Raw genomic sequence first — 15,630 nt, 5'->3', positions numbered from 1 at the left:
GGCAGCACGCCCCGGCCGGGATGGCCGGGGCGTGCTGAACTACTGCTGGAGCCTGGTGATCAGGTGACCGTCAGGGTCCGGACGGCGCTGTAGGCGAGGGTGTGGTCGCCGTCGCTCGGGAAGTAGACGCGGTAGGCGATCTTCCCCTTGGCCGGCGCCTTGATCCCGAAGGCGTAAGAGCCCCCGGCACCCAGCTTCGCTGCACCGGCCACGGTCCACGTCTTCCCGACGAGCCGCTGCAGCTGCACCGTCTTGCCGACGTGCGCCGGGTTGACTGCACCGCTGAGCTTCGTGGTCGCACCGAGCTTGACCGTCGTCGGCGCCAGCGTCGACGAGATGGTCGGCGTGACCGTGACAGTGATGTCGTTGGTCCGCGTCCCGAACTGATCGGCGTTGCCGGCGAAGGTCAGCATGTACACCGCCGAGTAGCCCGGCTTGAAGGTGTAGCTGACCCGCCCCTTCGACGACGCGGGCAGCGTCGCCAGCAACTTGAAGGTCGTCCCGTTCGCCGGCCGCGAGTAGAAGCTCATCGGCAGGCCCTGGTACACCTTGTTGTCGGCACCGAGCGTGTTGCCGGTCAGCGTGAGCGACCCACCGATGGTCACCTGCTTGGCCGTCATCGAGATCGCCGACTTCATGCCCGCCAGCGTCGTGCCCTTCCCGGCGCTCAACTTGCCGCTGCGGTCCCGCACGAACGCGCTGTACGTGTACGCCGTGCCCTGCGCCAGCCCCGTGTTCGAGAAGCCCGACGCCGTGCCCGTGTACACCACAGTCCCGGTGGTGGACGTCGGGTACTTACCCCCGACGTTCCGCCGCACGATGATCTGGTCCAGATCCCCGAGCGCCGGAATCTTCCACGAAACGGTCGCCTTCTGCACCCCACCGCTCGCGTCGAAGACCTCCAACGCCGGCGGAGCCAGATCAACCGTCGAGAACACACTGCTGAACGGCGCCAGCGCCGTACCGCCGGTCTCCTGCACACCGTCGACAACGACCCGGTACGGCGTGTTGTCGAGCAGCGCAGCCGCCGGAGCCAGCTCGACCGTCCGAGTGTCCTCAGCGTAGGTCGGCGTGGTCGCGACAACCGCACCGGTCTTTCCGTTCACGAGCCGAACCGTGGCCGCGGTCACCGTGGCCGGATCAACCGGCCGAGCGAACGTCAGCGATGGCTTGGTCCCGACCGGCTGCCCGAGCGACAGGTTGTTCGGCACCGCGTTCGCCACCGGGTAGTCCACGCCCTTGCTGGTGCTCGGCTCGCCGGGCCCGATCTTCAAGGTGTAGGCCCGAGCGTCCCGAGAACCGTTGGAGTTGCGCACCGCGATGTAGGCGTCGCCCTCCGGCACGCTGATGTTCATGGCCGCGAGGACAGGCGCCCAGACCGGGTTTCCGTTGCTGTCGAGGTCCGGGAACGGGTTCTCCACGGCGCCGATCGACTGCAGTTGGCTGTTGTACACGTCGACCCGCGGTGCGAAGTTCGTCCACTGCGCGGTCTCGTCGAACTTCGGTCCGGTGACGCTGAGCCACAGGTCGCGTGCCGTGGCCGAGGTCACCTTGTACCAGTCGACGTCACCCTCGGTCGGCGTCGAGCCGGTGGCCGTCGTGGCGAGCGTGGTCGCTCGGGCCGGCTGATCGTTGTTGTCCGCGGCGGCGACGGGGAAGTCCGTCGTCCAGCGGCCACCGAGGGCGGCGTACGCGTCGAGGATGCCGGCACCGTAGAACTTGTCGTCACCGCGCGGACCTGCGTCCCGGGCAGTCGACTTGATCCGGGCCTTGATCTGGTCGGGTGTGTAGGTCGGCCACTTGTTCTTGATCAGCGCCGCGAGACCCGACACGATCGGTGCCGAGCACGAGGTCCCGGTGCAGTACCAGTAGGGCTCGTAGTTGGGCGGGGTCAGCGTCCGCGGCCCGGTGCTGAGGATGTCGGTCCCGGGAGCCGCGACGTCGACGGCGTCGGCGTACGAGCTGAAGTCGGTGAGCGCGCCGACGTGGTCCGTCGCGCCGACCGTGATCACCTCGGGGTAGGCCGCGGGGTAACGCGGCGCCTCGGTCCCATAGTTGCCAGCAGCAACTACGATGGTGACGCCCTTGGCCACCGCGCGCTTGACGGCGTCGTGCATGATCGTGCTGTCCGCTCCGCTGCTCAGCGACATGTTGATGACCTTGGCACCGTGCGCGACGGCCCAGTCGATACCTTCGACGACGTCGAGGTCGTCGCCGCTACCGTCGGCCCGCAGCACCTTGACCGGCATGGCCTTGACGTTCCAGCCGATTCCGGCGACGCCCGCCTTGTTGTTCGCCGCGGCAGCGATGATGCCCAGCGTCATAGTGCCGTGGCCGTTGTCGTCGATGGGGCCGCGGCGAGGCGAGGTGGTATTAGCACCGGCGACCAGGTGGCCGACCAGGTCTGGGTGACCGGCGTCGACACCGGTGTCCAGTACTGCGACGACCTGGCTGCCCGTCGTCTTCGACACGTCCCAGGCCTGCGGCATCCGGATCGTGTTCAGGTAGGTCTTCTGGTCCTCGTTGTAGTACAGGTCGTTCGGGACGGCATCGATGTGCCGGATGTAGTTCAGGGAGGCCAGCTCGACGGTCGGGTCCGCCTTCGCCTTCTTGAGTAACTCGGTTGCCGAGTCGGTGCCGGTCACCTTCACGATGTTCGGTGTCAGGGACGCCTCACCGCTCGCGCGGAACCGCGACAGCGCGGCTGTCCGGGCCTTGCTCGTCGAACTTGACTTGAACTTGACGATGACCTGGTTCGGCTGGAACTCGGTCTTGACGGTCTGCGGACGGGACGTGAACGGCGGCCGGTACGGACCGGGCTCGGCGGCCTGACCGGACGAGCTCGTCAGCACGATCAGCGAACCGGCAACGAGAGTCGCAGGGACAGCAACGCGCAGTAAGTGGGCAGGGCGGAACTTCAAGGGGACCCCCCCAAGGGTCTCAGAGTGTCAGTGAACCGGAGTATCGCAGCATTTCGGTCCACTCCGCTTTGTGAGCTCGATGACAGAACGTGCAATTTCACCCTTGGGGAGGTGTAAGGCCCACCGAACCGGGGAAAGAATGTTTCTCGCTTTCCCCGGCCGGGGTCAGACCGCGGTGAAGTACCAGCGCTGGCAGGAGCCGCCGTGGAAGGGCCAGATGATGACATCGGCGCCGCGGGCGGCGGAGCAGCCGGCGACGTCGAGGGACTTGCCGGAGCCGGTGCCGAGGATCTGGTAGGCGCCGCCGATGATCGGGGTGATGGACCAGGTCTGGCAGTCGGCGCCCTGGTCGTCGGAGAGGTCGACGGGCGTGGCGTCGGCGGTGGAGCAGCCGCCGACCTGGAGGGGCTTGCCGGTGTTGCCGTCGACGATCTTGAAGGTGTTGCCGGTGGTGCGGACGATGTGCCACTGCTGGCAGGGGCTGGTCAGGATGCGGTCCCACATCCGGACGTTGGCGCCGTTCTGGGCCTGGCAGTCCTGGACGTCGAGGTCGAAGCCGCCGACCTCGGCCTTGATCCGGTAGACGCCGTCCTCCATCGGCGGCGGGGGATTGCCGGCGACATCGAGGAAGTTGCTGTCGATGTTGATCGTGACGCCGCCCCAGGTCTCGTTGTGGTCGCCCTTGTACTGGTGCAGCCGCTGGTGGTTGGCCCAGAGGCCGGCCGGGATGTACTGACCGCCGTTGGTGTCGGCGGCGTTGTTCCACCAGGCGAACCAGAGGTGGTCGGGCATCAGCCAGCGGCTGTCACCGGCGGAGTTGGCCAGGTCGCGGCCGCCGGAGCCGGCGCTGCTGTAGACGCCGCTGAGGTAGCCGCGCGAGTGCAGGGTCTCGGTCCAGCCGGAGATGTACGACATGATCGCGTCGCGGCAGGCGACGGTGCTCGTGTACGCCTCGATGTCGGAGTAGAGAGCGCTCCCCGGGCCGATTCCCAGCGCGTTGGCAGCGTTCGCCGAGGCGGTTGCCGAGCTTGAACCCTGGCTGCGGGCGGTGCCGAGGTCGAAGGACATCTTCGGGTTCCGGCTGCCGCACGGTGCCTGGTAGCCGACGTCGATCGGGATGAACGACCAGCCGTTGGCGGCGTTCGAGGAGACCCAGGAGGCGGTCAGATTGGCCTGCGTGCAGGAGCGCGAGGCGCCACTGATGTAGATGCCGACGGCCTTGAAAGGCGAGGACTTCCAGGCGTTCATGGCACCCAGCGACGGTGCCGTGCACTGGTCGAACGCCTGCTGGTTGATCATGGTGCCGGGGGCAACAATCGAGGCGGCGGGCGCCATCGCGGCCGCCTTCGGCCGGACCAGCTTTCCTGCCGCGGCCTTGGACGTGACCACGCCACGACCGAGGATCTGCCGGACGGACGACTCCTCCGAGGCGCCATGGACAGCAGTGACCAGTACGCCGGCATCCTCGACCCCGACCTGGATCTGCTGGTCGGACGACGGCGCCGCGGCGGCCGCCGTACCGGCTGAGGCTGCGACCGCGGCGGCGCGGGGAGCGGCGCCGGAGAGCGGTTCCAGGATCAGGCCCGCGGTGCGTCCGGCCAGGTGCGCCGGGCAGTTCTGCTGCTCGGCGGGCCGGCCGAGGTAGACCGCAGGGCGGTCGAAGCGCACACAGGCCGACGGGTCCTTGGACAGGTCGACGACCTGCCACGACTTCGGTACGGCGACCTGGTACCCGTGGTAGCTGATGGTCCGTTCATCCGGCGCGGCCTGCGCCGGTCCGACCGCGGTGGCTGCGGTGAGTACCAGCGCGACGCCGGTGAGTAGGGTAAGAGGACGGTACATGTGCACTTCCTCGGGGCGGTGAGCAGTAAATGGTTGACCTAAGTGGACTGCCCCGGCTGCGCATACCTCAAGCCTTTCGATCCAGGTGACAGCAAGGAGGAGACATGGCGGGTGCGGCAGTGAGTCCCGAGGCGGCCGGTTGGCGGCGGGCACCGTTCACCGGAGCCGGGCTGACCTACGACTGCTTCGAGAAGGGCGAGGGCCCGGGAATCGTGATGATCCCGGAGGTCCCCGGCCTCACCCCGGACGTCCTCGGGTACGCCGAACATCTGGTCGGCGAGGGTTTCACCGTCGTCATCGCCTCACCCTTCGGTACGCCGGGAAGACCGGAGAGCGTTCTCTACGCGCTCGGTGTGATCTCCCGGCTGTGTGTCTCGAAGGAGTTCCGGGCGTTCGCCGCGAACGCGGAACGACCGATCACCCAGTACCTGAGAGCGGTCGCCGTGGATCTCGCCGCGCGCACGCCGGGCAGGGGAGTGGGCGTGATCGGAATGTGCTTCACCGGCGGGTTCGGGCTGGCGACCGCGGTCGATGACGTGGTCAAAGCACCGGTGCTGAGCCAGCCGTCGGTGCCGCTGCCGTTGACGGCCAAGCTGCGTCGCGATCCCGGTCTGTCCCGGCGCGAGCTCGACGTGGTCAAGGAGCGCACCCGGACGGACGGTCTGTGCGTCCTCGGACTGCGCTTCAGCAAGGACGCCATGTCACCGGCCGATCGCTTCTCCACCCTGCGGGCAGAGCTCGGTGATGCCTTCGAGGTCATCGAGCTCGATTCGGAGCCCGGTAACGCCGAGGGCTACGGCAGGTCCGCGCACTCGGTGCTGACCCGCGAGATCCAGGAGAACCCACCCAACTCGGCCTTCCGCGCCCGCGCCCGCACCGTCGAGTTCTTCCGCGAGCGGCTGAGCCCGACAACCTGAGCTTGACCGCGTCACCGGACTGTCGGTTCTCCATTACCGTGCGTACGGAAATGTTAAAGCGGCGTTGAGGAATTCCCGCCGGTGATTACGCACGCCGCAACCAGGGGACCAGACCGGGGTCTGAGGCGCCGAATCGTTGCGGTGTGCAAAGGAAGCTGAGCAGCGGGTGACGCTCGGTGATTTCCTCTGGTTGAAGCGGCGATGACGTGGGACGATCAGCCCCGGTGCACGTCACAAGGGGCACTTTCAGGGGGCGGGGATGGCGCGAGCCAGGCAACAGGACAGCAGACCTCCGGTCGAGGCGCAGCTCACCGAGGCAGCGGTCAACGGCAAGGGGAGCAGCGCACCCGAAGCCAGCGCACCCGAAGTCAGGGCACCCGAGGTGCCGGTGACCGAGGAGCACTGGTCGGAGCGGCCGATCGGCCGGGTGGAGGTTCCACCGCTGGGGGAGTTCAGTACGCCGGTCCGCGTCGACCAGATCGCGGTCGCGGCGATGGCGCTGTCCGAGAACCTCGATGCCGCCACCCGTGGAATGCCGGAATCCGTTGCCCTGCGGGAGTTTCGCCGCGAGCTCGACCAAGCCGCGAGCACCTTCCGCACCTTGGCCGGCCGGCTCGAAGCAACCGCGGGAAGCCTGATCAGACTCGCCGCGAACGACGGCGAGACGTGTGGTGTCGGTTGGGGTGTGTGCCCTGAGCACGGCCTCACCCTGATGAACGTCGGTGAGACCGTCAGCTGCCACATCCTCGGCTGTCACCGCGAGAACGAGGGCGCGGTCGAGCGCTGTGAGCATCCGGTCGCCTACCGCGTCGTCGACGCCGCGGGCCCGGCGCTGCTTACTTGCGCCGGGCACGCGATCGCCTGTCGCCTCTACCTGGAGAACCCTGTCATCACCGCGGCCGGCGACAGCATGGAGCTCTTCTAAGTACGGAACTGTTCTAAGTGATGCGGACCGACGTCAACTGATCGTTGGCGTTCGGGGACAACGTCACGAAGTTCGGTGTGTCCGCGGTCCGGACCCACGTCTGTCCGGTGAAGTTGTCCTCGGCATAGATCGTGACCGTCCAGCCGGCCGGCACCCGGACCGACGACGCCCAGTTGTCCTGCACCCCGGCGGCCACCAGTTGCGCCCGGGTGTAGTTGCCCTTAGCAAGCAGAGCGCCCGCCGTACCGCCGTAATCGATGTGCTGGTAGAAGATCACGCCACTTCCGCCCTGCGCCGGCCACGGCACGGTCGGCCGCGTCGCGGTCACCGGTGCCTGGCCTTTGAGCATCCGCCCGCCGTCGTTGGTCAACCGCAGGTAGTAGTCCGAGGTGCACGCTGTACCGTCCTCGTCGAGTGCGCGGATGCCGGACCCGGAAGGAACCCAGGCAGCGCTCTCCGCGGTCTTCGCGATCTGGTTGCCCTCGTTGTACTCGTCGAACATCGAGATGTAGAAACCCTGTACGCCGACGCGCGTGAGGTTGTAGAACTGCCGCCACATCAGGTCGCCGTGCCGCCGGTGCCCGGACGACAGATCACCCGGGATCACACACGGCTGATAGTCGATCCCGTGTGCGTTGCAGTCGGCCTGATCCTGCTGATTCACGTTGTTGTAGTAGTGATCCGCGCCGGCGATGTCGCTGATCCGGCCGACCATCCAGGGCGAGATCATGTTGAAGGCGTGGTAGACGTCGAGGTAGCCGGGACGCGAATCCTCGTTGCCTGGCAGCCAATGCGTCGGTACGCCGCCGATCACGTAGCAGCCCTGCGACTTGAACCAGTTCACGACATCCAGGCACACCGAAGCAGGCCAGGCCTTGTTGGCCTCGTTGAATCCGAAGCCCCAGATGCAGACGACGGGCTTGCCGTTCTGGAACGCGTACGCCGAGGACGACGTGTACGCGCGCATCTTGTTGATCCAGTCGGTCTTCATCTCCGACTGCATGTTCGTCCAGTCGGTGGCGTCGTACATGATGTAGAACTTCCGCCCGTACTGCTCCGCGGCCTGGCGCACCTTCGCCGCCATCGCGTCCCGGGTCGGACCTTCGCCGCCGGTCGGGTTGAAGCGCTGCAGCGCCGCCGTGTCGCAGCCGTTCTGCTGCATCCACTGGAAATGCGTGTTCACGGTCTGCTGGTCGTACGACGAGAACAGCTTCGCGGGCTGTCCGTTACCGAGGTTCGAGTACGCCGTCTGGTACGTCGCGCCGTACTCGCGCACGTCCGGCCAACTCACGATCGCTGTGTTACCGGGGGAGGGCGGCTGTCCCCAATTGTTACTCCAGTGCCACCAGCCGTTGATCGGCGCACCGTCGCCGGCGCAAGCGAACCAACCCTGGTAGCCGACCGTCACCTTGCCGACGACGTCACCGGGTGGACTGGCCGCATAACTGAACTGTGGAAGGGATCCTGCTGCTGCGGTCGCGGCCGCGGTCGCCAGCAGAGTACGACGGGAAAACTTCATGGGCGGTCTCCTGGGGGCGGGAGGGGTGGGGGGAAATGTCACCGCGCAAATTGTGAACAGAGTGTTGCAAGAAATCGATCGTGACAACCCCTTGACGCGAAACTGATCGAAACTTAGTTTGTTGGCTCAACAGACAAAGTCTGTGAGGGGGCTCACAGCGCAGAGGGGGTGGGGAGCCGTGACACTAACCGACGGACGCCGTCCCGGAGATCGCGCGGTCGCCGCCGATCACGTCTCGCTGCGCCGCAACAACCTCTCCGTCGTCCTCCGCCACGTCCGCGACTCCGGCCCGAAATCGCGGGCCCGGATCGCCGCCGACACCGGCCTGAACAAGGCGACTGTCAGCAGCCTGGTCGCCGAGCTCGTCGAGCGCGGCCTGCTCCGCGAAGGCTCCGCCGACTCCACTCGCGCCCTCGGCCGCCCCGGCCAGCTGGTCGAGCTCGACGGCAGCGGTGTCTGCGGCGTCGGCGCCGAGATCAACGTCGACTACCTCGCCGTGACCGCGCTCGACCTGGCCGGCGACACCGTGCTGGAACGCCGCGTCCCGGTCGACGCCGCACACCTCGACCCCGGTACGACGCTCGACCGGCTGGCCGTCCTGATCCGCGACGCACTGGTGGCCGTGGCGCTGCGTTCCGGCCAGCTCGCCGGCGTCACCCTGGCCGTGCCCGGTCTGGTGCGCGGCGACACGGGCGGACTGAGCCTGGCCCCGAACCTGGGCTGGGGCGAGCTCGAGGTGGCCGCCGAGATGCGGTCCCGGCTTGGCGACCCGTCGTACCCACTCCTGATCGACAACGAGGCGAACCTCGCGGCCCTCGCGGCGTTCTCAGTGCTCCGCAAGGACACACCGTTGCAGGATCTGGTGCTGCTGACGGGTGCGGTCGGTGTCGGTGGTGGAGTCGTGTCGAACGGGCAGCTCGTGCGCGGCGGCCGCGGTTACAGCGGCGAGGTCGGGCACATGCCGGTCGCGCCTCCGGGCCGGATCTGCGGCTGCGGCCGGACGGGCTGCTGGGAGACCGTGGTCGGCCTGAGCGCCTTGTTGCACAAGGCAACCGACAAGGACGACCCGGTCCGGGACCCGTCGCTGGACGTCGAGCAGCGGCTGGCCGGGATCACCGAGCGCGCCGAGAACGGGGACGCGCGAACGCTCTCCGCGCTCAAGGACGTCGGCGCCTGGCTGGGCATCGGCGGCGCCATCCTGGTGAACATCCTGAACCCGGACGTGCTCGTGCTCGGCGGGTACTTCGCGGCGCTCGGCCCCTGGCTGAAGGAGCCGCTCGAACAAGCCATCCGCGATCGCGTGATCGCGCCGGACGGCGGCGGTTGCCGCGTCGTCCGCTCCGAGCTCGGGTTCGCCGCCGCCGTCCGTGGCGGCGCGCAGATCGCGCTCGACCAGGTCTTCGTCGACCCGACCATGATCGGCCGCACGGAATCAGGAGTCGCGCAATGAGTGAGACCGTCCTTCTCACCATGACCGGCATCGTCAAGGAGTTCCCCGGTGTCCGGGCCCTCGACGGTGTCGATCTCGATGTCCGCGCGGGGGAGGTGCACTGCCTGCTCGGTCAGAACGGCGCCGGCAAGTCGACGCTGATCCGCGTTCTGACCGGAGCTCACCAGCCCGATGCCGGACAGATCCGGATCAACGGTGAGCAGGTCCAGCTGAACAGCCCGACCGCCGCGATCGACCGCGGGATCGCCGCGATCTATCAGGAGCTCGACCTCGTTCCCGGTCTGTCCGTGGCCGAGAACATCTTCCTCGGTCACGAGCCGTCCAACTTCGGGTTCAGCCGCCGCCACGAAGCGGCGGCGAGGGCCCGCGAGATCCTCCAGGGTCTTGGCCACGCCGAGATCCCGGTACGCCGGGAGGTCGGCTCGCTGCCGGCTGCTGGGCAGCAGGTCGTGAGCATGGCGAGGGCGCTCTCCAGAGATGCTCACCTGATCGTGATGGACGAGCCGTCCGCCGTACTCGATCCCGAGGAGGTCGCGAACCTCTTCCGCGTGATCAAGGGCCTGACCGAGCGCGGGGTGGCGGTCGTCTACATCAGCCACCGTCTTGAAGAGATCCGCGAGATCGGCGATCGTGTCACCGTGCTCAAGGACGGCGCCACGGTCGCGACCGGCCTGGACGCCCGTGAGACGCCGACCCAGGAGCTCATCCGGCTGATGACCGGCCGCTCGATCGAGTACGTCTTCCCGCCCCGCGCGGAGATCCTGAGCAGCTCCCCGGTCGTCCTCGACGTCACCGATCTGTCCCGCCCAGGAGAGTTCGCCGACATCACCTTCAGCGTCCGCGCCGGCGAGATCCTCGGCTTCGCGGGCCTGGTCGGATCCGGACGTTCCGAAGTGCTCGAGACCGTGTACGGCGCACGCCGGCCCGCGACCGGAACAGTCCGCGTCGACGGCACCCAACTGCGTCCCGGGCGGGTGCAGTCCGCAGTGAAGGCGGGCGTCGGCCTGGCGCCGGAAGAGCGCAAGAGCCAGGCGCTGCTGCTGGACGAGGCGGTCTACAAGAACATCACGGTGTCGACCATGCAGCGTTTCGCCAGCGGCGGATTCCTGAACAACCAGGCCGAGCGACAGGCCGCCACCGAGCTCGCCGAGTCGCTCGACGTCCGCCCGGCCGGCGTCGACCAGCCGGTCCGCAACCTGTCCGGCGGCAACCAGCAGAAGGTCGTCCTGGCCCGCTGGCTGCTGCGTGACTGCCGGGTGCTGCTGCTCGACGAGCCCACCCGCGGCGTCGATGTCGGCGCCCGTTCCGAGATCTACGCGCTGGTCCGCAAGCTGGCCGCCAGTGGCGTCGCGATCGTGCTGGTCTCCAGCGAGGTCGAGGAAGTGCTCGGTCTGGCCGACCGGGTCGTCGTACTGCGGGAGGGGCGAGCCGTCCACACGGGACCCGCGCAAGACATTGACGAACACCAGGTCCTCGACCTCGTAATGGAGGGAAGTTCAGTGTGAGTGAGGCACCTTCGGAGACAACAGCTTCGACGCAGGCGACGGTCGCCCCGCCGACGGCGAAGAGATCCAGCAGCCTGCTGAGCACGGGAGTCGGCCGCAACCTCGGCCTCGTGGTGGCGCTGGTCGTGCTCTGCATCGTCGGGGCGGTGACCGCGGGCGACACCTTCGCGACGGGTCCCAACGTGTTGACGATCCTGCGGCTGGCCGCGGTGATCGGTGTGGTCAGTGTCGGGGCGACGTTCGTCGTCACCGGTGGCGGTATCGACTTGTCGGTCGGTGCGCTCGTCGCGCTGTCGTCGGTGTGGGCGACCACGCTGGCGACGCAGCAGCTGGCGACGGACATCCACTGGATCTTCATGGTCTCGACGGCGCTCCTGGTGGGCGCCGCCTGCGGACTCGTGAACGGTCTGCTGATCGCCTACGGCAAGATCGTGCCGTTCATCGCGACGCTGGCGATGCTGGCGGCCGCACGCGGTCTGGCCGAGATCATCTCGGACCGGCGGACCCAGATCATCACCGACAAGTCGTTCCTGGACTTCTTCGGTGGTTCGGTGATCGGCGTCCCGGTGCTGGTCTGGATGTTCGTGCTGGTCGCCGCGGCCGGATGGGTGGTGCTCAACCGCACCACCTTCGGCCGGCGGACCTTCGCCGTCGGCGGGAACGCCGAGGCGGCCCGGCTGGCGGGGATCAAGGTGCAGCGGCACACGGTGGCGCTCTACGTCGTGGCCGGCCTGTGCTGCGGGATCGCCGCGGTGATGCTGATGGCCCGCACGAACACAGGCAGCGCGACCCACGGCCAGCTGTACGAACTCGACTCGATCGCGGCGGTGGTGATCGGCGGCACGCTGCTGTCCGGTGGCCGCGGCACGATCGTCGGCACCGTGTTCGGCGTACTGATCTTCACCACTCTCAACAATGTGTTCACCCTGAACAACCTGAGCATCTCCGCCCAGTCCGTCGCGAAGGGCGCGATCATCGTGATCGCGGTTCTTCTCCAGCAGCGACTCGCCCGACGTACCACCAGTTCATAGCCAAGGAGACAAAGATGTCCCGTTCCGCCCGAACGATCGCCATTGCCGGACTCGGCGTCCTCGCCTTGGCGGCGTGTACCAGCAACACCCCGAAGGCCGAGACGAACGACAACGCCCCGGCCGCGCAGTCCGCCGGGAAGAACGACGAGCCCGGCAAGAAGGTCAAGATCGGTTTCTCCGCCCCCGCGTCCGACCACGGCTGGATGGGTGCGATCACCAAGGCCACCCAGGCCGAGGCCAAGAAGTACTCCGACGTCGAGCTGCTCGTCGCCGAGGGCACCAACGACCCGAACCAGCAGATCAGCCAGGTCGAGACCTTCATCAACCAGAAGGTCGACGCGATCGTGCTGCTGCCGTTCGACGGCCCGGCGCTGACCGCGGTCGCGACCAAGGCGATGGAGGCCGGGATCACGGTCGTCAACGTCGACCGCGAGTTCGACAACCCGGCCGCCGCCCGGACCACGGTGCTCGGCGACAACTACGGCATGGGGGTGTCGGCCGGCACCTACGTCTGCTCCCAGCTGAAGGACAAGAAGGACGCGATCGTCGCCGAGATCGCCGGCATCGACTCACTGGGCCTGACCCAGGACCGCAGCAAGGGCTTCAAGGACTCGCTCTCCGACTGTGGCCTGAAGGTGAGCAACCGCGTCGCGGCCGAGTTCACCGTCGAGTCCGGTGAGAAGGCGGCCGCCAACCTGTTGCAGGCGGCCCCGAAGATCGACGCGATCTGGAACCACGACGACGACCAGGGCGTCGGCGTGATGGCCGCGATCAAGAACTCCAACCGCAAGGACTTCTTCCTGGTCGGCGGTGCCGGTTCGGCGAACGTGATGCGCGACATCAAGTCCGGTACGTCGCTCGTCCGCGCGACCGTCATCTACCCGTCCACGCAGGGCGCCGACGGGGTCCGGCTGGCCCGGCTGCTGGTGCAGAAGAAGGCCCTCGGCGACCTGGTGGAGGTCGAGGTTCCGCGCAAGGTCCAGCTGTTCGCGCCGGTCGTCACCAAGGACAACGTCGACCAGTACCTGCCGACCGCCTTCGAAAGCTGATCAACGCAGCGAAAGCTGATCGATACAGCGAGAGCTGACAGAGGAGTTCTGAATGACCGACCTCGGCATCGGCCTGATCGGCTATGCGTTCATGGGCGCGGCCCACTCGCAGGCCTGGCGGAGCGCTCCGCGGTTCTTCGACCTGCCGGTCAACCCGGCGATGAACGTCCTGTGCGGCCGCAACGCGGACGCCGTACAGGCGGCGGCGGGCAAGCTCGGCTGGCGGGAGACCGAGACCGACTGGCGCAAGCTGCTCACCCGCGACGACGTACAGGTCATTGATGTCTGTACGCCGGGGGACAGCCACGCCGAGATCGCGATCGCGGCCCTGCAAGCGGGCAAGCATGTGCTGTGCGAGAAGCCGCTGGCGAACACGGTGGCCGAGGCTGAGGCGATGGCTGCCGCGGCTGCGGAAGCCGCTGCGCAGGGCGTCCGCTCGATGGTCGGGTTCACCTATCGCCGGGTCCCCGCGATCGGGCTGGCCCGGCAGCTGGTTGCCGAGGGCAAGCTCGGCACCATCCGGCACGTGCGGGCGCAGTACCTGCAGGACTGGATCGCCGACCCCGAGGCGCCGCTGTCGTGGCGCCTCGACAAGGAGAAGGCCGGCTCGGGTGCGCTCGGCGACATCGGCGCGCACATCATCGACCTGACGCAGTACATTACCGGCGACACCATCGCCGAGGTGAGCGGTCAGCTCGAGACCTTCGTCAAGGAACGCCCGATCGCCTCCTCGGAACACACCGGCCTGTCCGGTACGGCGGGGTCGGAGCGCGGGCCGGTCACGGTCGACGACGCGGCCGTGTTCCTGGCCAAGTTCGCGTCCGGCGCCCTCGGCGTCTTCGAGGCGACCAGGTTCGCGACCGGCCGCAAGAACGCGATCCGGATCGAGATCAACGGCAGCGCGGGCAGTCTGGCGTTCGACTTCGAGGACATGAACGTCCTGCACTACTACGACGCAACCGAAGACTCCCGGACGGCCGGCTTCCGTCGCATCCTCGCAACCGAGGCCGTCCACCCGTACGTCGAGGCGTGGTGGCCGCCCGGTCACCTGCTCGGCTACGAACACGGATTCACTCACCAAGTCGTCGACCTGGTCACCGCGATTGCCGAAGGCACCGACCCGGCGCCGTCGTTCGCGGACGGGCTGCGGGTCCAGCGGGTGCTGGCCGCGATCGAGACCAGCTCGACGTCTCGACAATGGCAGGAGATCCCCTCATGAACGCATATACACCCAGCAGGGACGACAAGTTCTCGTTCGGGCTGTGGACCGTCGGCTGGGAAGGCGTCGACGTCTTCGGTACGGCGGTCCGCCCCGCGATGGACCCGGTCCACGCGGTGGAGAAGCTCGCCGAGCTCGGCGCCGCCGCCATCTCGTTCCACGACGACGACCTGGTGCCGGACAACAGCACCCGGACCCAGACGCTGGAGCGTTTCACCAAGGCGCTGGCCGACACCGGCATCGTGGTCGAGATGGCGACCACGAACCTGTTCAGTCACCCGGTCTTCAAGGACGGCGGCCTGACCGCCAACGACCGTCAGGTACGGCGGTACGCGCTCGCGAAGGTGCTGCGCAACCTCGACCTGGCCGCCGAGCTCGGCGCGTCGACGTACGTGCTGTGGGGCGGTCGCGAAGGCGCGGAGTCCGGCGGTTCGAAGGATGTCCGGGCGGCGCTGGACCGCTACAAGGAGTCGATGGACATCCTGTGCGCGTACGTGCGCGAGCAGGGCTACAACATCAGGTTCGCGATCGAGCCGAAGCCGAACGAGCCGCGCGGTGACATCCTGCTGCCGTCGATCGGCCATGCCATTGCCTTCATCAACGATCTCGCGGACCCGGAGCTGGTCGGGATCAACCCCGAGGTCGGGCACGAGCAGATGGCCGGCCTGAACTACGCGCACGGGATCGCCCAGGCGTTGTGGCACGGGAAGCTGTACCACATCGACCTCAACGGGCAGCACGGTCCGCGGTTCGACCAGGACCTGCGGTTCGGGGCCGGGAATCTGCGCGAGGCGTTCTGGACCGTCGACGTACTGAACGGTTCCGAAGGGCGGCCCGGCTACGACGGGTACGTGCACTTCGACTACAAGCCGCCGCGCACCGAGGACGAGGACGGTGTCTGGGAGACCGCCCGCGGCTGCATGCGGAACTACCTGATCCTGCGGGACAAGGTGGCCGCCTTCCGGGCCGACCCGGAGGTGGCCGAGGCACTGGCAGCAGCCCGTGTCGCGGAGTTGTCCGAACCCACCCTGGCCGAGGGTGAGTCACTGGCCGATCTCCGTGCTCAGACGTACGACCGGGACGCGTTGGCAGAACGCGGTCTCGGGTTCGAAAGGCTGGACCAGCTGGCGATGGAGCATCTGCTCGGCGTTCGCTGATCCCCTTGCAGTAAAGGCACTACCACGTCCCGCGCCGGGCAGAGCACGGGAAGTCAGCAGGAGCGCGCACCTTATCCGACCCATGAGGAGCTCCG

At 67.8% G+C, this 15,630-nt stretch carries 11 protein-coding genes; 8 read left to right on the top strand and 3 right to left on the bottom strand.

The annotated features are described in order from the left end of the window. Window positions 1-59: 59 nt before the first annotated feature. The gene (locus OG474_RS44575) at window positions 60-2,921 is read right to left on the bottom strand and encodes a S8 family serine peptidase (protein ID WP_405059759.1); all 2,862 of its coding nucleotides are present in this window, start codon (window positions 2,919-2,921) and stop codon (window positions 60-62) included. A gap of 165 nt (window positions 2,922-3,086) precedes the next feature. Next, on the bottom strand, window positions 3,087-4,763 hold the full coding sequence (locus OG474_RS44570; RefSeq protein ID WP_405059758.1) for a glycoside hydrolase domain-containing protein: 1,677 nt from the start codon (window positions 4,761-4,763) through the stop codon (window positions 3,087-3,089). A gap of 104 nt (window positions 4,764-4,867) precedes the next feature. On the opposite strand from OG474_RS44570, the gene OG474_RS44565 reads away from it, so the two are divergent. Both OG474_RS44565 and OG474_RS44560 read left to right on the top strand, forming a co-directional pair. Beyond that, a complete protein-coding gene (locus OG474_RS44565) occupies window positions 4,868-5,680 on the top strand; it encodes a dienelactone hydrolase family protein (protein ID WP_405059757.1) in 813 nt (270 codons plus the stop codon). A 259-nt stretch (window positions 5,681-5,939) separates the two neighbouring features. Next, window positions 5,940-6,605, top strand: coding sequence for a hypothetical protein (locus tag OG474_RS44560; RefSeq protein WP_405059756.1), 666 nt, complete (start codon window positions 5,940-5,942; stop codon window positions 6,603-6,605). Between the two features lie 13 nt (window positions 6,606-6,618). Here the strand turns inward: OG474_RS44560 and OG474_RS44555 are convergent, their stop codons facing one another. Next, a complete protein-coding gene (locus OG474_RS44555; RefSeq protein ID WP_405059755.1) occupies window positions 6,619-8,124 on the bottom strand; it encodes a glycoside hydrolase family 71/99-like protein in 1,506 nt (501 codons plus the stop codon). 178 nt (window positions 8,125-8,302) lie between these two features. On the opposite strand from OG474_RS44555, the gene OG474_RS44550 reads away from it, so the two are divergent. Genes OG474_RS44550 through xylA form a run of 6 tightly spaced genes read left to right on the top strand, consistent with a single transcriptional unit; the run spans window position 8,303 to window position 15,535 of the window. Continuing rightward, complete coding sequence (locus OG474_RS44550; protein ID WP_405059754.1) at window positions 8,303-9,574, top strand: ROK family protein; 1,272 nt, start codon at window positions 8,303-8,305, stop codon at window positions 9,572-9,574. Next, complete coding sequence (locus OG474_RS44545) at window positions 9,571-11,079, top strand: sugar ABC transporter ATP-binding protein (protein ID WP_405059753.1); 1,509 nt, start codon at window positions 9,571-9,573, stop codon at window positions 11,077-11,079. The genes OG474_RS44550 and OG474_RS44545 overlap by 4 nt, the downstream gene beginning before the upstream one ends. Beyond that, a complete protein-coding gene (locus OG474_RS44540) occupies window positions 11,076-12,110 on the top strand; it encodes an ABC transporter permease (protein WP_405059752.1) in 1,035 nt (344 codons plus the stop codon). The genes OG474_RS44545 and OG474_RS44540 overlap by 4 nt, the downstream gene beginning before the upstream one ends. A gap of 14 nt (window positions 12,111-12,124) precedes the next feature. Then, window positions 12,125-13,159 (top strand): substrate-binding domain-containing protein, encoded by a 1,035-nt coding sequence (locus tag OG474_RS44535; protein WP_405059751.1) that lies wholly within the window; start codon window positions 12,125-12,127, stop codon window positions 13,157-13,159. 52 nt (window positions 13,160-13,211) lie between these two features. Further along, on the top strand, window positions 13,212-14,378 hold the full coding sequence (locus tag OG474_RS44530) for a Gfo/Idh/MocA family protein (protein WP_405059750.1): 1,167 nt from the start codon (window positions 13,212-13,214) through the stop codon (window positions 14,376-14,378). After that, on the top strand, window positions 14,375-15,535 hold the full coding sequence (gene xylA, locus OG474_RS44525) for a xylose isomerase (protein ID WP_405059749.1): 1,161 nt from the start codon (window positions 14,375-14,377) through the stop codon (window positions 15,533-15,535). The genes OG474_RS44530 and xylA overlap by 4 nt, the downstream gene beginning before the upstream one ends. The last annotated feature ends 95 nt before the right edge of the window (window positions 15,536-15,630 follow it).

The organism is Kribbella sp. NBC_01505, from assembly GCF_045040285.1.
In the GTDB taxonomy this organism is placed as follows: Bacteria; Actinomycetota; Actinomycetes; order Propionibacteriales; family Kribbellaceae; genus Kribbella.
The sequence above is the reverse complement of the archived record's forward strand: the minus strand, read 5'-3'. Positions and strand labels throughout refer to the sequence as shown.